A 15,373-nucleotide genomic window follows, 5' to 3' on the forward strand; every position below is an offset into this window, starting at 1 on the left:
GATAATTACGTACATTTTTTATGGTTATCACTTAAAAACCCAGCGCCTCGTCCCAGGGCATCACGCGGTGAACGGCGGATACCTGTTCGTTCGGCACCTCGAATTCGACCACTGGATTGAACTGACGTAGGACGACGACGCCGGGCCGTCGGCGCACCAGTTGCTTGATGAGGACGTGGCGGATTTCCTCGCCGTCGAAGGTGGGGCCGCGGAGCTGGACGACGACGTCGTCGCCGACACCGGCTGCGCGGCGGGGGTCGACCAAGACGCGTCGGCCGGAGTCATAGCGCGGTTCCATCGAATGGCCCGACACCTCGACGACGTAAAGGTCGGGGCGTCCGGTGACGCCGATCGGCCGCGCCATGAAGTCCATGGGTGCGGACATATGGACTTCCGTTTGCTCGACCTTCACGACGATCCCATGTTCGTCGCTATATTCTAAGTCCGCGCCCAGCGCGCTCCCATATATCGGCAATGTTTTCGGAAGTCTGCGGAAAGCCTCCGGCGGTATGCCAGCGACCTCCGGCAAGGTCCGTTCGATTGCCTTTTCACGACCGAGCAGCCAGTCACTCGTCGTTCCTAGATGGTCCGCTATCGCATCTAGTCTGTCGATTGCGGGCATGTGCCCCTTCTTCACGATATTTCGGATGGCGTCAGGCTGATTGAGCGCCGCCATGGAGATCTCGCGCGCCGACACATTCAGCTCAGACAGCTTGGCCTGGATGCGCTCCTTCAAAATATCAGGTGCTGAACTCATGACGCACACTTGCCTTGCCGCACATGCGGTATGCCAGCGGCAAATACGCCGTTGACAAGAGCGTCGTATACGACGCAGTAAGCGGCATGAACGACGCATATGAGAACGCTTTGCGAACTGTCGCTGAGTCGTATGAAGCTGAAGTTATTCGCTGGGGCGGTAAATCGCTTTCGCGCGTGGCAACAATCGTCGTCAGCAGCGGCGCGTTCTTCACTCGCCTTAAAGCGGGGGCGACGTTCTCCGTCGCGAACCTCGAAAAATTCAATGCATGGTTCCGTGTCCCGGCAAACTGGCCCGACCGTGTCATCCCTCATGACGCTGCAACGGCACTTATCAGCATGGGGCGCCCGCCTGTATCCGATGTCTCTATGACGCACGCTTACCGCAGCGACGACGCATCAGTCGCTTGCGATCGAGTCATCGTTTTGCGGGGGCAGGAATGACCAAGGCACGCACCCCCGACAGCTTCGCCGATGCCATGGGCAAGGTTATCGCGCTGATCGGCGCGGCCGAGGCGGCGAATGTCGCCAGCCAAGCGGCGGGGCGTACCTATGCGGATCGCACCATGTACGAATGGGCGAACCCCGACAGCGGCACCTTGCCCAGCTTGGCCGTCGCGCTGGCGCTTGACACGGCCTATCAGCTCGCAGGGGGCGAGGACGCGCCGTTCCGCGACGCCTTTTCCCATCAGCTGGGCATGGCCGTCGACCAGCAGGACGTATGCCGGCGCGAGCTGGTCGCCGACCAAGTCGAATTGCTCCGCGAATCGGCCGACCTGTCCGCCGCCCTTATCCACGCCGCCCAGCCCGGCGCTTCCCCGCTCGATCATCATCGGGCGCTGGTCGAGGCGCAGCAGCTCGACGGCGTTCTGCGCCGCATCCGCCGGCGCCTGCCCAAATTCCTTCGCCTCTCCATGCCGGACGGGTCGGGGAGAACCGGGGTGTGAAACAGGTGAAAAAGAGGAAGAACAATTATCCGCCGCGCATACCGGGCATGACGTGCCCGCACTGCGAAACGCGGTCGATCGCCTACGACAGCGTTAAGATCGACCGGCTGACGCGCGAGATCCGCTATCGCTGCGACGATGTCGATTGCGGGCATGTCTTCGTGGCGCAGCTCGCCGTCGTGCGGACAGTCCATTCCAGCAAGCGGCCCAACCCCGCGGTGACGCTGCACGTCGGCCCCTGGGGCAACCGCGCGCCCGCCAACGACGACACCCGCATCCCCGCCAACGACGACAAGCCCGACGCGGCCGAGATCGCGCCGACGCCGGGCTAATCCCACCGCCCTGATCCCCCGCGGCTGACCGCCGCATCCCTTCGCCACCGCACCCCAATCCGGAAGTCCCCGCTTCCGGCGCCGCCTCCGCCTTGTCCGAAAGGAACGACGCATGATCCACTACACCCTGCCGCCCCGCCGCAGTCCGCGCCTTGCCGGCGCGATCCATTCCGCGGTGGAGGCGCGCACCTCCACCGCCCCTGTCACCGCCGAACGTTACCTGCGCCTGCGGCGCGAGGCGGCGGGCCTCACCATCCTGCAGGCCGCGCGCCGCATGTTCGGCAGCGACGACGGCAAGGTGCGGATCGCGGTCGACCTGATCACCGCGCTCGAAACGCCGGGCGTGCGGGCGAAGGTGGGCCTGACGCTCGACCGGCTATCGCTCGCCTTCAGCTTCGACGCCGACGTGTACCGCCAGCTCGCCCACGACCCCGCCGCCCGCCACCCGCGCGTGTGCTTCGGCTGCGGGTGCAGCCAGAACGACGCCTGCGTCTCGGCCGACGGCCACGAATGTTGCGCCTGGTCGCCGATCAGCCGCGACGGCGCCGCGATTTGCACGCGCTGCGCGGGAGATGATCAGTGACCGCCGGCCGCACCACCGCCCGCCGCTCGCGTCGTTCGCGCGCACTACGGATCCTCGGCATCGCGGTCGCCGCGGTCGCCGCGCTGATCGTCGGCCTGTTCATGCTCGTCGCCGGCGTCGCCGCGGAGCGCCGCTGATGCGCGCCGTCCTCGACATCGTGGTCTTCGCCGGCGCCGCATCGGCCGCGATCGGCACGATCCTCGCGACCGTGGTGCCGCAGCATCGCCGTATCGTCGACCTGCTTGCCATGAGGGGGCTGTAATGGGGGTTCTCACCGACGGCGCGGTCGTAATTTCTTTCCCGATCGCGAAGGTGAAGGTGACGGGCTTTACCAGCGCCGCTGGTGCGCGGGGCGTCACCAAGGTTCGCGTCGATCTTGAGGTGTCGGATCCGTGGGAGCTGGCGGACCTGATCCGCGATCTCGCCGAGATCCGCGAACATATGGCAGCCACGCGTGCCCCGCGCGTCAACCGGTGAGGCGCCCCATGGCATCGCTCATGGCGACCGCGTCCTCTACCTCGGCGCCGGCCAGCGGCGCGGGCAGCACGGCGACGCCCTGTCTCCCCGCAGGGTCTTCGCCGGCATCCGATTCGATGACGGCGTCGCTGCCCTGTGCCTCGTCCGCGATCTCCACCCGATCCCCCGCCGACCGCCGCCCATGTGGTGAACCGTCGCCGACCCTTGGCGAAGGCAATTCTACAAGAGCCGCCACTGGCGCCGCGGATCGCTCCCCCTCCACGAAAGGGCCCTCCATGACGAACGACACCCCGCCCACCGGCGACCGCCAGCTTTCCCCCGCTGCGCCCGCCGATGCGGCGACCTGTTCACAAAAATCGGAACACCCTAGCGCGCTGCCAATCGACGTTCGCCGGATCATGGGCCTCGACACCGCGGCCAAGCTGGTAGGGGCGGGCGATCTCGCCGACGAAATGTGCATCACGCGCCGGGCACTCAGTTACAAGATAAACGGCGAACGCGGGGCATCCGACGATGACATGCTCGGCGCTGTACGGCTGCTCGAACGCCAGGCGGCAAAGCTGCTCACCCACGCCCACAAGCTACGTGCGATCGTCACCGACCCCGTCTCGCAGACGCTCGCCACCCCGCTGCCCGTTCAAATCGCCACCGTCCTCGCGCATTGCGACCTCGTCGAGCGCTTCGGCTACGAGCGGATGGGGCAAGGGCCAGACGCCTCGCCGCACCTCCTGTCGGCCGCTGCGCGCCGGCTGGCGGCATCGATCATATCCGAAAGCACGAAGACAGGGGCGCAGGGCTGATGCAGCGCGCCACCTTCACGATGAGCCTCCGCGCATTGGAAGTCATCCGCGACGGTGACGCGCGCCTCCTGCTGGCGGCCGACAAGCCGATGTCGGCCGCCGCCCATTCCGTGATCATCGACAACGTCATCGAGATCGCGCTCGATCTCGCGTCGGCGGTGAAGGCCGCGGCGGCCGGCGACATCGATGCCGCCCGCCGCGCGATCCTCAGTCTCCGCCTCGACGAGCTGAAGGTCCGGTCATGAACCGCAACCCCGGCTATTGCCCCCGCGAAGCGATCGGCAAGCGCGTCCGCGTGACGCTCGCCAATGGCATCGTCGTCACATCGCCCGGCTGGCCTGCCGACGGCAAGGGTGCCTGCCGGTGGACGCTACTCGGCCTCCCCCACGACATCGCCGCATTCGAGGTTAATCCATGAGCGCCAGCCGGCTTTCCGCTGCGGCGATCGACTGGAACCAACGCCACATTGCGTTGTGGTCCGCCCTTGCCGACGAACGGCGCGCGCTAAGCGGTCGTCATGCGCTCAATATCGCGCGCGGCCTCGACGTGGTTGTCAGCGGCATGCGGGCGGCGCTCGGCGCCGACCAGGCGGCCGAGGTTGCTCCGCCCTCGGCGCCGTCCGTCAAGGCGCAGATCGCCCGGCTTGCGGCCCGTCTCGCCATGTGCCAGCCGGGTTTGTATCCCGGCATCACGAACGTGACGGGCACCGGCCCGATCATGGACGCGCACTGCGACAATCTGCGCGCGCGCATTGCGGCGCTGCGCGGCGAGCCGCTGCCCGCTGCCCACACCAAAACCCATCATCCTGCCGCCGGCCGAAGCGCTGCCTTTCACGACCGGCCCGCAGCTCGACTTGTTCGGAGCAGTCGCATGACTGCCAATTTCGACCAGCGCTGCAGGTGCATCGACTGCTTGGCACTCGACCGCGAACATCCACGCGACGGCTGGCAACAGCGGTTGCCCCTTAGCGAACCGGCGCGCGTGGAATGCGCCGACTATGGCTCCGGTGAGGACGAATCATGAAGACCGCCTCGCAACGCAGGCAGGAGGGGCAACCCAGCGCCGGTGGCCGCTTCCTACGGATCAGCGACGTCGTCGCGACAGTCGGCCTTAGCCGGGCGACGATCTACCGAATGATCGCCAGCGGCGACTTCCCAAAACAGGTACGACTCACAGCCCAATGCAGCGGCTGGTGGCAGGCATCCGTCGACGAATGGACGCGCGCAAAGCTCCTTGCGGCCCAAGATGCCGCGTAGCGCTGGGGGCACCTTAGGGGGCACCGAGCCCAAGCGCATTATCAAGATTACGGGGGAAATCATGCCGATAGCGTTAGAAAATCAGCAGAGGCCAGGGGCACCAACCATCCATCCCGCACCGTCGCATCTCGTCCCGCATGGGGCGGGATTTGCTTTGTTTTAAAGCCGGTTGGGCATCTCACCATCTCTCAAAGTATCGCCATGCAACGCGGAAGATCTGGGATCATTTCGCGGGCGCCATATTTGTAGTCATTGTCCTGACTGAGGACGAGTGTTGACATCGCCTTTCGCGGTGACCCCGTTTCACAGTTGACTTGTTGGATAATGTTGCTCAGATGTTCTCATCGCAATGATAGGCGGGGCAACATGATCGAAACATCTGACGATAATAGATCGAACGCTTTTTCATCATGGCTGCGAACAGGCAAGCTGCCACCGCCACTCAGTCCTAACGGTCTGGAACTCAAGTTCAATCCTTGGCACGATCCTAAGAACGGCCGGTTTGCTTTCACCGGCGCGGGACAGCGTTATAGTGCCAGTGGTGCCGATACGAACAGACGGGCGTCTACTCCTCGCGGTCGCGCCGCGCGCAGGCGGGATCATGATGACGCGCGGACCGCGACACGACCAAAGGTGGATACGGCGCTTACCGGACCGCTCGCAACGCATCGCCGAAACTCGGCAGCGCGTCCATCGGTCGGGGTGCATCTCAAGCGCTCTTCGGGACCGCGGCTCGCTCATCGACAAAATCCGGTTACCGAATTCGCCGGTGGTGTCGGCGTAGGACTTTACGCCATGGGCAAGGAAACTGTGGCGGGAATCCATGCTGTGCTGACGACGAATCCGGCGACCACCGTGAGCAACATCAGCGGCGGGGCAGCAGGCATGATCGATGCCGCTATCGCTGCCGAGGATACGCCCGCTCGTGTTCAGGTCTCCCGCGCGGCGAGTGCCGTCGCCAACGCGTCAGCGCGGGATATCGGTCATGCCGCGGGGACGGTCGCGGGAAACGTCGCGCTGGCTGCGGTACCGGGAGCGGCGCTGTCCAAAGCTACCGCATTACGCCGACTTCGCATGGCGAGGCCGCGCACGACCTTTCCGCCGCCGCAAATCGGCTGGGTGAAGGAGGTGACCAAATCGGAAAAGCCGTGGAAACCCTATAACGACTCAGCGCCCGGCGCGCGCGCCGGCCAGGCACCGACATTGATGCGGACGATGCCTGACGGCTCGAAGCGGCCTGTCAAATTCGACGGCTTTCAGGGCGATTACGTGATCGATCGGAAATGGTCGGTGTCCAGCAGACCGCGTTCGAAAGCACAGATCTTGCGGCAGTCGGCGGTGCTGGCTGAACACCGTCTGTTCGGAGTGTGGGAGGTTCCCACGCCCGTCGTGAAGGTCAAGGCCCTGAAAATTCTTAAAGAACTGAACGTCACCAACATCCATGTAAAGGTGGTGAAGCCATGATTGCCATGCAGGTTGCGGAGATACTTGCGGAATATATCCTTTTCCTCGAATTGACCGATGAAGAGGATCTGAACCTCGACACTGCCGTCAAGATGATGGAAGCGCTGAACGGTCATTTCGAGGAGATGGACAAGGGGTTTCTTCGCGAGCTGGTGGACGCGTTCGCGATCATCGCAACCCGCTATAGCGGCGAAGCGCAGGAGGTGGTGCGCAGCATACCCTATGGCTATTATCTCGAAGAGGCGATCGCCGCCGACGACCCGGTCAAGCTCGCCGAACTGGAAGCGCTGCGCGATGCTCGGGATGCGCAGGAGGATTAGGGTGTGGGGCGATCGTGACGTCGCATCGCCTCACCGCGCTAGAAACCCGCACCATTCACCGGCCGGCGCGGCAGTTCGCTCCACAGCCCGGGATCGAACATCCTGAGGTTGACGCCCATCCGCGGGTACGCCGCATCGGTCGGCGTCCAGTGCGTCGTGCAGCCGCAGATGGGACAATGCCACAGGTCGAGCGCGCCATCGCCCTGTCGATAGGCGGTCGCGGCTCCGATCACCGTGACGGCGTCCGGCGCGGGGTAATGCCACAGCCCCGCCACGCGCCGGCAGACGGAGCAATTGCACTCCGTCGCTTCCGATGGCGTGTCCGACAGAACGAGCCGAATGCGTCCGCAGTGGCAGGCGCCGTGATGGTCGGTCATCCGCAGTATCCTTGTCGGTGGACGATCGAGCAGAATGGATGGTCTCGCCGTATATTACACCGAGCTCCCCCGCGCCGGTCATCATTGCAGACGCATGATGTCGTCGTGGCGGGATGCAGGGATGCGATCGATCGCCTGGCATCGCTCTCTCGCGGATGCCGCATCCGTTCGTGCCGCCCCGCGCGGCCCCGCTACTTGCCGCCGTCGCGCCGGGTCAGGGCGGCGACGCAGCTGGCGCGGTCGATGGTGCTGCCGTCGGGTTCGCGCGCGTCGAGATAGGTGACGCGGGGTGGTTCGCCGCTCTTGGGATAGAGATAGGCATCGAGGACGCAGATCGGCCCGGCGAACTGGAGCTTGCGCGCGGTGCCTTCGCGGATGTCGGCATCGGGCTGGCCGAACAGCCGGGTGAGGCCGGCGGCATCCTGGCCGATCACGCGTTCCAGACCGGCGCTGGTATAGGGGACGACGGCACGGTTCGCGACCGGCGGGGCGATGCCGCCCGGCGCGGCGCAGGCGGTTACCGCCAGGGCCAATCCCGTTGCCGCCAGTGCCTTCACGTCGTCTTCCCCCTCTGCGATGCATGGAACAGGTGCGTCGCCATGGCTGCGCCCAGGATCGGGGCGAACAGATTGAGCCCCGGAACCACGAACAGGCCGGTGCCGGCAAGCCCCAGCACGAACCGCCGCGCGCGCGTCGCCTTGCGCCAGCCCCGCACCGCCGCATCGCCCATGTGGCGGCTCGCCACCATCTCGCCCAGGTCGCGGCCGAGCAACAGGGCGTTGACCAGGAAAAAGGCGATCGCCGGTCCGATCGCGGTGAACAGCAGGGCGATATAGACGGGGATCATCAGCAGGTTGATCGCCACGGCACGCAGCACCGATGCCGTCGCCATGCGCATCGAGCGGGCGAGGCGCACCGGCCGTGCGGCGGCATGGGCGGCGGGATAATGCCGCGCCTCCACCGCCGCGACCACCTCGTCGCCGAACAGACCGATGACGGCGATGGCGACGACCCGGAACAGCAGCCACGCGCCCAATAGCAGCAGGACGACCGCCGCCGCGCTCGCCAGACTGCCGCCGAATTCGATCCCGACCAGTGCATCGAACGCCGACCGCAGCCCCAGATACAGCGCAGCACCCAAACCGGCGAAGATCGCGAGCGTCACCAGCAGCGATTTGACCAGCACGCGCAGGATCGCGCGGTCGCCAAGCTGGCCGATCGACAGGGTGAGGGCACGCAGCATGGCGCCGGGTTGGCGGCTGGGTCGCGGCACGTCAACCGCCGGTACGTTGCACCGCGCCCGCCGCATCTCTAGGGGGTGGCCATATTTTCTTCCGGAGCCACAAACCCTTGCCCCAACCCAAATATGACGTGGTCGCGATCGGCAATGCGATCGTCGACATCCTGAGCCAGGCCGACGATGCCTTCATCGATTCGATCGGCGTCGCCAAGGGATCGATGCAGCTGATGTTCTCGCCGGAGGATGCCGACGCGCTCTATGCCAAGATGGGCCCGGGTCGCGAGGTGTCGGGGGGGTCCGCCGCCAATACCGTCGCCGGCATCGCCGCGCTCGGTGGCCGCACGGCCTTCATCGGCCAGGTCGCCGACGATCAGCTGGGTGAGGTGTTCGCGCACGACATCCGGTCTGCCGGCGTCGCCTTCGACACGGCCGCCCGCCCCGGCCAGCCGACCACCGCGCGCTGCCTGATCTTCGTGACGCCGGACGGCCAGCGTACGATGAACACCTATCTCGGCGCGTCGCAGTTCCTGCCCGAGGGCGCGCTCGACCTGTCGGTGATCGAGGATGCGGCGATCCTGTATCTCGAAGGCTATCTGTGGGACCCGGAAGAGCCCCGCGCGGCGATGCGCGCGGCGATCGAGGCGGCGCGCAAGGCCGGGCGCAAGGTTGCCTTCACCCTGTCCGACGTCTTCTGCATCGGTCGCCACGGCGGCGATTTCCGCAACCTCATCGCCGACGGCCTGATCGACATCCTCTTCGCCAACGAGAGCGAACTGGCCGCCCTGGCCGAAACCGACGATTTCGAGGCGGCGGCGGCAAGGCTGTCGGCGCAGGTGCCGACCCTGGTCGTCACCCGTGGGGCATCGGGCGCCTGCGCGATCCAGCACGGCACGCGTGCAGAGGTGCCGGCCGAACCGATCGCCCAGGTCGTCGACACCACCGGCGCCGGCGACCTGTTCGCCGCCGGGTTCCTCCACGGCCAGGCGCAGGGCAAGGGGCTGGAGGAATCACTGCGCCTCGGCGCGATCTGCGCGGCAGAGATCATCAGCCACTTCGGCGCACGCCCCAACGTCGACATGAAGGCGCTGGCCGCCGCCAAGCTCGGCTGAACCCGTATTCCCTCTCCCGCCGGGAGAGGGAAACGGCGGTGCGGACGCACAGGAGTGAGGGCAGGGGCGGAACGCCTCGCCTTGTTCGAAAAGGCGCGGAAAAAGCCGGTTCGCGCCTCCCCCTCTCGCGCCCCGGCTGGTGCCTCAAAATCGTCTGCTGACCCGGTAACCTCAGGTCGTCCACCGGTCGAAACCCTCCGCGCCTCCGCTCCTCCGCGTTAACCCCTCTTCCCGGCGCCCGTGTTTGCGGTCCCCATGGAAACACGGCGATCCCGCGCCCCGAACCGGGCCAGCGCTTCACGACATCGATACGGGCGAAACCGCACCCAAGCCAGAAACCCCTTCGCGTCGTCGCGTCTTCGCGCGCACGAAAAAGGCCGGAGGATCGCTCCCCCGGCCCCCGTATCGGCATGTGCCCGATCAGTGTAGCGGCTTGGCGACCTCCGGCTGCATCGCGGCGTCATCCACGACATCGGTGATACCGCGCCCGACGTACGAACGACTGCGGCTGTAGCCGAAGTAGATCAGCAGGCCGATCACCCCCCAGCCCGGCAGGACCAGGATCGCCAGCAGCGGCAGCGAGAAATACAGGTAGAGGCAGCCGATGATCGCCGCCGGTGCGACGATCCAGATCAGCGGCGTGCGGAACGGCCGCTTGCGCGTCGGGTCCGTCTTGCGCAGCACCAGCACCGATACCGCCACCATCAGGAAGGCGAACAACGTTCCCGAATTCGAGTAATCGGCGAGCTTGCCGACCGGCAGGAACGCCGCGGCGAGCGTCGTCGCGATGCCGGTGACGATCGTCACGACGTGCGGCGTCCGGTACTTGGGGTGGATCGCGGCGAGCTTAGTCGGCAGCAGGCCGTCGCGGGCCATGGTGAAGAACACGCGGGTCTGGCCGAACATCATCATCAACACGACCGACGGCAACGCCAGCGTCGCGGCGAGGCCGATCAGATTGCCGATCTGCACCCAGCCTATCGTGCGCAGCACATGGGCGAGCGCTTCACGCGAACACGACAGCGGCTCCAGCGCCCCGCCGGCGACGATCGCACGGCAGCGGTCGGCGAGTTCCGACGTACCCGGCGACAGCAGGGTGCCGGCGGCATCGCGCACCGGCTGCGCGCCGAGCGGCGAACCGATCGCGCCCGCCGAGACGAGCAGGTAGAAGATGGTGCAGAAGCCCAGCGAGGCGATCAGGCCGATCGGCACGTTGCGCTGCGGGTTCTTGGTCTCCTCCGCCGCGGTCGAGACGGCGTCGAAGCCGACATAGGCGAAGAAGATCGATGCCGCGGCCCCGGCCACGCCGGAGAAACCGGTCGGCATCAGCGGCACGAAATGGTCCATGTTCATCACCGGCAGCGACAGGGCGATGAACAGCGTCAGCGCGGCGACCTTGATGCAGACCAGGATGGCGTTGACGCGGGCGCTTTCGGTGGTGCCGATCACCAGCAGCCAGGTGACCAGGCCCGAAATCACGACCGCGGGCAGGTTGATGTAGCCGCCGGCGGACGGCCCGTTGACCCATTCCATCGGCACTTCGATGCCGAGCAGGTTGCGCAACTGCCCGACCATATAGCCGGACCAGCCGACCGCCACCGCGGACGCACCCACCGCATATTCGAGGATCAGCGCCCAGCCGACCATCCAGGCGAGCAATTCGCCCATGACGGCATAGGTATAGGTGTAGGCGGAGCCGGCGACCGGCACCATCGAGGCGAGCTCGGAATAGCACAGCGCGGCCACCGCGCAGACGAAGCCGGCGATGATGAACGAGATCATCATGCCCGGTCCCGCCTTTTGCGCGGCTTCGGAGGTGAGGACGAAGATGCCGGTGCCGATGACGGCGCCGACGCCCAGCATGGTCAGCTGGAACGCTCCGAGCGAGCGATGCAGGCCGCGTTTTTCGGCCGTGGCGAGAATGGCGTCGAGTGGTTTGACGCGCCCGAATAGCATTATGATGTATCCCCCCGGATGCGGACGGCCTCTAACGCGCCGCCGCATGGTGAAGCCGACGATGCTAACCGCAAATGGGGCGGAGGCAATCCCCTATCGTGGCTCAGCCGCCCGCCGCCTGGCCGGCGAGCATCGGTCCGAGCGGCCGGCCGCCGAACAGGTGGACGTGCAGGTGCGGCACTTCCTGCCCGCCGTGCGCGCCGACGTTGGCGAGGATGCGATACCCCGGCGCGACCAGCTGGTGGTCCCGCGCGACCCGGCCGATGGCGCGGATGAACCCGGCGATCTCCGCCTCCGACGCGTGCGCGCTGAAGTCATCCCATGACACGTAGCGGCCGCGCGGGATCACCAGGATATGGACGGGGGCAGCCGGCGCGATGTCGTGGAAGGCGACGGCATGATCGTCCTCGTACACCCGCGTCGACGGGATTTCGCCGCGCAGGATCCGGGCGAAGATGTTCTGGTCGTCATACGGCAGCGTGGCGTCGATCGGCATGGTCGGATCCTCTAGCGGGCGGCTTTTTCGACATGGCCCGACACGCCTTCGCGCCGGACGAGTTCGGCACGGATATCGTCCAGTCCCAGCCCCGCATCGGCGAGCAGCACGAGCAGGTGGAAGACGAGGTCGGTGGCTTCGGACGCCAGCGTGTCCGGCTCGGCCAGCGCGGCGATCACCGTCTCGGTCGCTTCCTCGCCGACCTTCTGCGCGATCTTGGCGCGCCCTTTGGCGAACAGGCTGGCGACATATGAGCTGCCGGCATCGGCGGCAACGCGGCGGGCGTGGATGGTGGCTTCCAGGCGATCGAGCGGGTCCATGGCGCCCGCTTGGCGCGAGAAGAGGGGAGGGGTCAATCCTTCTTCTCGAACCGGCGCCGCATCGCCCGCCGGACGAGCCACACGCCGCAGGCGGCGACGACGAACAGCGCGACATCGGACAGTTCGGGACCGGTCTTGCGATGGACGACGCCAGAATGCCCGCCGGCGACCGACAGGATGGTGACGGCGATCATGCCGCCAGCGTCCGATTGTCGGTCGCGACCAGCCAATCGAGCGCGTCGTCGGCCGCATCGAAGATGCACAGGTACGGCTGGGTCATGAAGCGGCGGACCTGCAACCGCGTGATCGCGCTGGCGGTGACGATCGCGATCCGGCTGGCGCGGTGAAAGGCGCCGAGCCGCCGGTTGATCGCCTGCGCCGCGTCGACCGGCTGGACGCTGGTGCCGGTCATATCCATGCGCAGGCGATAGCCGGGGCGAAACCCCTCGTCGTGAAAGCGGCGGATCAGCTCATTGGCATAGGCGTCGACCGTGGCCCGGTCGAACAGCCCGCTCCACCGGATGTCGATGAGGTTGAGGTCATGGCGGAACACGATCGAATACATGGCCCGCCCATCTAGCGGCGAAGCGTTGCCGAAGCGCTAAACGACCGGGCGGCGCACCGGGATGCCCGCCGCGGCGAGCGCGTCGTGCGCATCGGCGATGCTCGCCTCGCCGAAGTGGAAGATGGATGCGGCCAGCACCGCGCTGGCATGGCCGTCGCGGATACCGGCGACCAGATCGTCCAGCCCCCCGACGCCGCCGCTCGCCACCACCGGCACGCTCACCCGGTCGGCGATCGCGCGGACCAGCGCGAGGTCGTAGCCGCTGCGCGTGCCGTCGCGGTCCATCGAGGTGACGAGTAGTTCGCCCGCCCCGAGTTCGGCGAGGTGGATGGCGTGCGCGACCGCATCGATGCCGGTCGGACGGCGGCCGCCATGGGTGAACACCTCCCACCGCTCGCCCACCCTGCGGGCATCGACCGAGGCGACGCAGCACTGGCTGCCGAACCGCTCGGCGATATCGGCGACGACCTCGGGCCGGGCCACCGCGGCGGAATTGACCGCGACCTTGTCGGCGCCCGCCAGCAGCAGCGCGCGGGCATCCTCGGCACCGCGCACCCCGCCGCCAACGGTCAGCGGCATGAAGCACACCGCCGCGGTACGCCGCACGACGTCGAGGATCGTGCCGCGCTCCTCGTGGCTGGCCGTGATGTCGAGGAAGCACAATTCGTCGGCGCCGGCGGCGTCATAGGCGCGCGCCTGCTCCACCGGATCGCCGGCATCGCGCAGCTCGACGAAGTTCACGCCCTTCACCACGCGGCCGTTGGCGACGTCGAGGCACGGGATCACGCGGGCGCGCACGGTCATGCTGCGAAGCTCGGGAAAAAGAGGTGCTCACGCGGAAACGCGGAGACGCGGAGAAGATAGAAGGATCGAGCCGCACTTGATCGCTGGCGTTCGGAAGACATGATCCTGCGTCCGGCTACGGGAGGTAACGCGCGCTCCAGGCGCGACGTCTCCGTGCCACCGCGCCTCCGCGTGAACACCGTCTTCACTCTGCCGCGGCTCGCGCCACGTCCAGCGCCGCGGCCAGATCGAGGCGGCCGTCGTACAACGCGCGGCCGGTGATGACCCCCTCCACCCCGTCGCGGACGTGCAGCGCCAGCACGTGGATTTCGGCGATGCCCTTCACGCCGCCGCTGGCGATCACCGGGATCGACACCGCCCGCGCCAGATCGACGGTCGCCTCGACGTTGCAGCCCTTCAGCATCCCGTCGCGACCGACATCGGTGAACAGCAGCGCGGCGACGCCCGCATCCTCGAACCGGCGGGCGAGATCGACCACGCTGGTCGTGGAGACGTCCGCCCAGCCCTTGGTCGCGACCATGCCGTCGCGTGCGTCCACCGCCACGACGACGCCGCCCGGAAAGTCGCGCGCGACGCCCTTCACGAATTCCGGGTCGTCCAGCGCGGCGGTGCCGATCACGACCCGCGATACGCCAGCGTCGAACCAGCGTTCGACGCTGGCACGGTTGCGAATGCCGCCACCCAGTTGGACATGCCCCGGAAAGCGCGCAACGATGCTGCGCACCGCCTCGCCATTGACCGATTCACCGGCGAATGCGCCGTCGAGGTCGACGACGTGCAGATGCTGCGCCCCCGCCTCGGCGAACAGCATCGCCTGCGCGGCGGGATCGTCGCCATAGACCGTCGCGCGATCCATATCCCCCTCGGCCAGGCGGACGACCTGCCCGCCCTTCAGGTCGATGGCAGGAAAGACGATGAGGCTCATGGCCGCCACTCCAGGAATTGCGCAAGCATCGCCAGCCCGTAGCGCTGGCTCTTTTCGGGATGGAACTGCACGCCCAGCATCGTGTCGCGGGCGATCGCCGCGGTCACCGGGCCGGCATGGTCGCTGGTCGCGATCACGTCCTCGCCCTCATAGGCATAGCTGTGCAGGAAATAGGCCTCGCCCGCCGGCACCAGCGGATGGTCGCCGGTCGGCACCACGTCGTTCCAGCCCATGTGCGGGACCTTGGCGTCCCCAAATCCTGGCCCAACTCCTAGCCCAGATCCCGGCATCATGCCGGGCACCAGCCGCCGCACGCGCCCGCGCACCCAGCCGAGGCCGCGATGCTGGCCCATCTCCTCGCCGACGTCCGCCATCAGCTGCATGCCGACGCACACGCCCAGGAACGGCGCGCCCTGTTGCCGCACCCGCAGCTCCATGGCCTCGACCATCCCCGGCACGCCGCGCAGCGCGCCGGCGCAGGCACCGAACGCGCCGACGCCGGGCAGGACGATGCGATCCGCCTTCGCCACCACATCCGGATCGGCAGTGACGGCAAGGTCGCTCGCCCCCGCCGCCCGCAGCGCGTTTTCGACCGAATGGAGGTTGCCCGCGCCATAATCGATCAGGGCGATGGTCACGACCGGCG

28 protein-coding genes are annotated in these 15,373 nt (G+C 67.1%); 15 read left to right on the top strand and 13 right to left on the bottom strand.

The genetic code is table 11. The features are described 5' to 3' along the window. Positions 1-31 precede the first annotated feature (31 nt). The gene (locus GTH33_RS10845) at positions 32-757 is read right to left on the bottom strand and encodes an XRE family transcriptional regulator (protein ID WP_163958410.1); all 726 of its coding nucleotides are present in this window, start codon (positions 755-757) and stop codon (positions 32-34) included. Positions 758-780: 23 nt separating this feature from the next. Between GTH33_RS10845 and GTH33_RS10850 the strand changes: the two genes are divergently transcribed. The 7 genes from GTH33_RS10850 (at position 781) to GTH33_RS10875 (ending at position 3,095) form a co-directional block, all read left to right on the top strand. Further along, positions 781-1,200 carry a hypothetical protein gene (locus tag GTH33_RS10850; RefSeq protein ID WP_163958411.1) on the top strand — a complete coding sequence of 140 codons (420 nt, stop codon included), beginning with the start codon at positions 781-783 and terminating at the stop codon, positions 1,198-1,200. Next, on the top strand, positions 1,197-1,703 hold the full coding sequence (locus GTH33_RS10855) for a hypothetical protein (protein WP_163958412.1): 507 nt from the start codon (positions 1,197-1,199) through the stop codon (positions 1,701-1,703). The genes GTH33_RS10850 and GTH33_RS10855 overlap by 4 nt, the downstream gene beginning before the upstream one ends. A gap of 47 nt (positions 1,704-1,750) precedes the next feature. Next, positions 1,751-2,035: an Ogr/Delta-like zinc finger protein gene (locus GTH33_RS10860; protein ID WP_163958413.1), complete on the top strand. Its 285-nt coding sequence runs from the start codon at positions 1,751-1,753 to the stop codon at positions 2,033-2,035. Between the two features lie 112 nt (positions 2,036-2,147). Further along, positions 2,148-2,618, top strand: coding sequence for a helix-turn-helix domain-containing protein (locus GTH33_RS10865; RefSeq protein WP_163958414.1), 471 nt, complete (start codon positions 2,148-2,150; stop codon positions 2,616-2,618). Beyond that, on the top strand, positions 2,615-2,755 hold the full coding sequence (locus GTH33_RS10870) for a hypothetical protein (RefSeq protein ID WP_017980185.1): 141 nt from the start codon (positions 2,615-2,617) through the stop codon (positions 2,753-2,755). The genes GTH33_RS10865 and GTH33_RS10870 overlap by 4 nt, the downstream gene beginning before the upstream one ends. Beyond that, positions 2,755-2,880, top strand: a complete 126-nt coding sequence (locus GTH33_RS18305; protein ID WP_276508879.1) for a hypothetical protein — start codon at positions 2,755-2,757, stop codon at positions 2,878-2,880. Before GTH33_RS10870 ends, GTH33_RS18305 begins: the two co-directional genes overlap by 1 nt. Then, on the top strand, positions 2,880-3,095 hold the full coding sequence (locus tag GTH33_RS10875; protein WP_163958415.1) for a hypothetical protein: 216 nt from the start codon (positions 2,880-2,882) through the stop codon (positions 3,093-3,095). The genes GTH33_RS18305 and GTH33_RS10875 overlap by 1 nt, the downstream gene beginning before the upstream one ends. Here GTH33_RS10875 and GTH33_RS10880 read toward each other — a convergent pair. Then, positions 3,085-3,252 carry a hypothetical protein gene (locus GTH33_RS10880; protein WP_166753136.1) on the bottom strand — a complete coding sequence of 56 codons (168 nt, stop codon included), beginning with the start codon at positions 3,250-3,252 and terminating at the stop codon, positions 3,085-3,087. The genes GTH33_RS10875 and GTH33_RS10880 overlap by 11 nt on opposite strands. Positions 3,253-3,370: 118 nt before the next feature. Between GTH33_RS10880 and GTH33_RS10885 the strand changes: the two genes are divergently transcribed. From GTH33_RS10885 to GTH33_RS10910, 7 genes are all read left to right on the top strand, one after another. Further along, positions 3,371-3,895, top strand: coding sequence for a hypothetical protein (locus tag GTH33_RS10885; protein ID WP_163958417.1), 525 nt, complete (start codon positions 3,371-3,373; stop codon positions 3,893-3,895). Beyond that, positions 3,895-4,140: a hypothetical protein gene (locus tag GTH33_RS10890; RefSeq protein WP_163958418.1), complete on the top strand. Its 246-nt coding sequence runs from the start codon at positions 3,895-3,897 to the stop codon at positions 4,138-4,140. Before GTH33_RS10885 ends, GTH33_RS10890 begins: the two co-directional genes overlap by 1 nt. Further along, positions 4,137-4,313: a hypothetical protein gene (locus GTH33_RS17895; RefSeq protein ID WP_166753137.1), complete on the top strand. Its 177-nt coding sequence runs from the start codon at positions 4,137-4,139 to the stop codon at positions 4,311-4,313. Before GTH33_RS10890 ends, GTH33_RS17895 begins: the two co-directional genes overlap by 4 nt. Then, the gene (locus GTH33_RS10895; RefSeq protein ID WP_163958419.1) at positions 4,310-4,918 is read left to right on the top strand and encodes a hypothetical protein; all 609 of its coding nucleotides are present in this window, start codon (positions 4,310-4,312) and stop codon (positions 4,916-4,918) included. The genes GTH33_RS17895 and GTH33_RS10895 overlap by 4 nt, the downstream gene beginning before the upstream one ends. Next, entirely contained in the window at positions 4,915-5,151 is a 237-nt protein-coding gene (locus GTH33_RS10900) for a helix-turn-helix transcriptional regulator (protein ID WP_163958420.1), read from the top strand. Before GTH33_RS10895 ends, GTH33_RS10900 begins: the two co-directional genes overlap by 4 nt. Before the next feature lie 795 nt (positions 5,152-5,946). Further along, the gene (locus tag GTH33_RS10905) at positions 5,947-6,615 is read left to right on the top strand and encodes a hypothetical protein (RefSeq protein WP_163958421.1); all 669 of its coding nucleotides are present in this window, start codon (positions 5,947-5,949) and stop codon (positions 6,613-6,615) included. Beyond that, complete coding sequence (locus GTH33_RS10910) at positions 6,612-6,935, top strand: hypothetical protein (RefSeq protein WP_163958422.1); 324 nt, start codon at positions 6,612-6,614, stop codon at positions 6,933-6,935. The genes GTH33_RS10905 and GTH33_RS10910 overlap by 4 nt, the downstream gene beginning before the upstream one ends. Before the next feature lie 38 nt (positions 6,936-6,973). On the opposite strand, the gene GTH33_RS10915 is transcribed toward GTH33_RS10910, so the two are convergent. The 3 genes from GTH33_RS10915 to GTH33_RS10925 form a co-directional block, all read right to left on the bottom strand. Then, entirely contained in the window at positions 6,974-7,312 is a 339-nt protein-coding gene (locus tag GTH33_RS10915) for a GFA family protein (RefSeq protein WP_163958423.1), read from the bottom strand. A 191-nt stretch (positions 7,313-7,503) separates the two neighbouring features. Beyond that, positions 7,504-7,869: a hypothetical protein gene (locus GTH33_RS10920; RefSeq protein ID WP_163958424.1), complete on the bottom strand. Its 366-nt coding sequence runs from the start codon at positions 7,867-7,869 to the stop codon at positions 7,504-7,506. Further along, a complete protein-coding gene (locus tag GTH33_RS10925) occupies positions 7,866-8,555 on the bottom strand; it encodes an EI24 domain-containing protein (RefSeq protein WP_163958425.1) in 690 nt (229 codons plus the stop codon). Before GTH33_RS10925 ends, GTH33_RS10920 begins: the two co-directional genes overlap by 4 nt. 107 nt (positions 8,556-8,662) lie before the next feature. Between GTH33_RS10925 and GTH33_RS10930 the strand changes: the two genes are divergently transcribed. After that, positions 8,663-9,661, top strand: coding sequence for an adenosine kinase (locus GTH33_RS10930; RefSeq protein WP_163958426.1), 999 nt, complete (start codon positions 8,663-8,665; stop codon positions 9,659-9,661). 420 nt (positions 9,662-10,081) lie between these two features. On the opposite strand, the gene GTH33_RS10935 is transcribed toward GTH33_RS10930, so the two are convergent. The 8 genes from GTH33_RS10935 to hisH form a co-directional block, all read right to left on the bottom strand. After that, entirely contained in the window at positions 10,082-11,617 is a 1,536-nt protein-coding gene (locus tag GTH33_RS10935; RefSeq protein ID WP_163958427.1) for an amino acid permease, read from the bottom strand. 103 nt (positions 11,618-11,720) lie between these two features. Continuing rightward, entirely contained in the window at positions 11,721-12,113 is a 393-nt protein-coding gene (locus GTH33_RS10940) for a histidine triad nucleotide-binding protein (protein ID WP_163958428.1), read from the bottom strand. An 11-nt stretch (positions 12,114-12,124) separates the two neighbouring features. Beyond that, positions 12,125-12,433: a phosphoribosyl-ATP diphosphatase gene (locus tag GTH33_RS10945; RefSeq protein WP_163958429.1), complete on the bottom strand. Its 309-nt coding sequence runs from the start codon at positions 12,431-12,433 to the stop codon at positions 12,125-12,127. A 32-nt stretch (positions 12,434-12,465) separates the two neighbouring features. Further along, entirely contained in the window at positions 12,466-12,627 is a 162-nt protein-coding gene (locus tag GTH33_RS17900; RefSeq protein ID WP_166753138.1) for a hypothetical protein, read from the bottom strand. Then, a complete protein-coding gene (locus tag GTH33_RS10950; RefSeq protein WP_163958430.1) occupies positions 12,624-12,998 on the bottom strand; it encodes an STAS/SEC14 domain-containing protein in 375 nt (124 codons plus the stop codon). Before GTH33_RS10950 ends, GTH33_RS17900 begins: the two co-directional genes overlap by 4 nt. 36 nt (positions 12,999-13,034) lie before the next feature. Further along, complete coding sequence (hisF, locus tag GTH33_RS10955; RefSeq protein ID WP_163958431.1) at positions 13,035-13,802, bottom strand: imidazole glycerol phosphate synthase subunit HisF; 768 nt, start codon at positions 13,800-13,802, stop codon at positions 13,035-13,037. A 184-nt stretch (positions 13,803-13,986) separates the two neighbouring features. Further along, positions 13,987-14,727: a 1-(5-phosphoribosyl)-5-[(5-phosphoribosylamino)methylideneamino]imidazole-4-carboxamide isomerase gene (gene hisA / locus GTH33_RS10960; protein WP_163958432.1), complete on the bottom strand. Its 741-nt coding sequence runs from the start codon at positions 14,725-14,727 to the stop codon at positions 13,987-13,989. Next, complete coding sequence (gene hisH / locus GTH33_RS10965) at positions 14,724-15,365, bottom strand: imidazole glycerol phosphate synthase subunit HisH (protein WP_163958433.1); 642 nt, start codon at positions 15,363-15,365, stop codon at positions 14,724-14,726. Before hisH ends, hisA begins: the two co-directional genes overlap by 4 nt. Between the last annotated feature and the right edge of the window lie 8 nt (positions 15,366-15,373).

The organism is Sphingomonas insulae (genome assembly GCF_010450875.1).
Taxonomy (GTDB): Bacteria; Pseudomonadota; Alphaproteobacteria; order Sphingomonadales; family Sphingomonadaceae; genus Sphingomonas; species Sphingomonas insulae.

What these genes read in the sequence shown, in the direction of transcription:
- GTH33_RS10905 (WP_163958421.1), top strand. Translation starts at nt 5,947, where the DNA reads ATGGGCAAGGAAACTGTGGCGGGAATCCATGCTGTGCTGACGACGAAT.
- GTH33_RS10885 (WP_163958417.1), top strand. Translation starts at nt 3,371, where the DNA reads ATGACGAACGACACCCCGCCCACCGGCGACCGCCAGCTTTCCCCCGCT.
- GTH33_RS10895 (WP_163958419.1), top strand. Translation starts at nt 4,310, where the DNA reads ATGAGCGCCAGCCGGCTTTCCGCTGCGGCGATCGACTGGAACCAACGC.
- GTH33_RS10940 (WP_163958428.1), bottom strand. Translation starts at nt 12,113, where the DNA reads ATGCCGATCGACGCCACGCTGCCGTATGACGACCAGAACATCTTCGCC.
- GTH33_RS10925 (WP_163958425.1), bottom strand. Translation starts at nt 8,555, where the DNA reads ATGCTGCGTGCCCTCACCCTGTCGATCGGCCAGCTTGGCGACCGCGCG.
- GTH33_RS10890 (WP_163958418.1), top strand. Translation starts at nt 3,895, where the DNA reads ATGCAGCGCGCCACCTTCACGATGAGCCTCCGCGCATTGGAAGTCATC.
- GTH33_RS10950 (WP_163958430.1), bottom strand. Translation starts at nt 12,998, where the DNA reads ATGTATTCGATCGTGTTCCGCCATGACCTCAACCTCATCGACATCCGG.
- hisF (WP_163958431.1), bottom strand. Translation starts at nt 13,802, where the DNA reads ATGACCGTGCGCGCCCGCGTGATCCCGTGCCTCGACGTCGCCAACGGC.
- GTH33_RS10935 (WP_163958427.1), bottom strand. Translation starts at nt 11,617, where the DNA reads ATGCTATTCGGGCGCGTCAAACCACTCGACGCCATTCTCGCCACGGCC.
- GTH33_RS10915 (WP_163958423.1), bottom strand. Translation starts at nt 7,312, where the DNA reads ATGACCGACCATCACGGCGCCTGCCACTGCGGACGCATTCGGCTCGTT.
- GTH33_RS10865 (WP_163958414.1), top strand. Translation starts at nt 2,148, where the DNA reads ATGATCCACTACACCCTGCCGCCCCGCCGCAGTCCGCGCCTTGCCGGC.
- GTH33_RS17895 (WP_166753137.1), top strand. Translation starts at nt 4,137, where the DNA reads ATGAACCGCAACCCCGGCTATTGCCCCCGCGAAGCGATCGGCAAGCGC.
- GTH33_RS10910 (WP_163958422.1), top strand. Translation starts at nt 6,612, where the DNA reads ATGATTGCCATGCAGGTTGCGGAGATACTTGCGGAATATATCCTTTTC.
- GTH33_RS18305 (WP_276508879.1), top strand. Translation starts at nt 2,755, where the DNA reads ATGCGCGCCGTCCTCGACATCGTGGTCTTCGCCGGCGCCGCATCGGCC.
- GTH33_RS10850 (WP_163958411.1), top strand. Translation starts at nt 781, where the DNA reads ATGCGGTATGCCAGCGGCAAATACGCCGTTGACAAGAGCGTCGTATAC.
- GTH33_RS10945 (WP_163958429.1), bottom strand. Translation starts at nt 12,433, where the DNA reads ATGGACCCGCTCGATCGCCTGGAAGCCACCATCCACGCCCGCCGCGTT.
- GTH33_RS10845 (WP_163958410.1), bottom strand. Translation starts at nt 757, where the DNA reads ATGAGTTCAGCACCTGATATTTTGAAGGAGCGCATCCAGGCCAAGCTG.
- hisA (WP_163958432.1), bottom strand. Translation starts at nt 14,727, where the DNA reads ATGAGCCTCATCGTCTTTCCTGCCATCGACCTGAAGGGCGGGCAGGTC.
- GTH33_RS17900 (WP_166753138.1), bottom strand. Translation starts at nt 12,627, where the DNA reads ATGATCGCCGTCACCATCCTGTCGGTCGCCGGCGGGCATTCTGGCGTC.
- GTH33_RS10900 (WP_163958420.1), top strand. Translation starts at nt 4,915, where the DNA reads ATGAAGACCGCCTCGCAACGCAGGCAGGAGGGGCAACCCAGCGCCGGT.
- GTH33_RS10875 (WP_163958415.1), top strand. Translation starts at nt 2,880, where the DNA reads ATGGGGGTTCTCACCGACGGCGCGGTCGTAATTTCTTTCCCGATCGCG.
- GTH33_RS10860 (WP_163958413.1), top strand. Translation starts at nt 1,751, where the DNA reads ATGACGTGCCCGCACTGCGAAACGCGGTCGATCGCCTACGACAGCGTT.
- GTH33_RS10855 (WP_163958412.1), top strand. Translation starts at nt 1,197, where the DNA reads ATGACCAAGGCACGCACCCCCGACAGCTTCGCCGATGCCATGGGCAAG.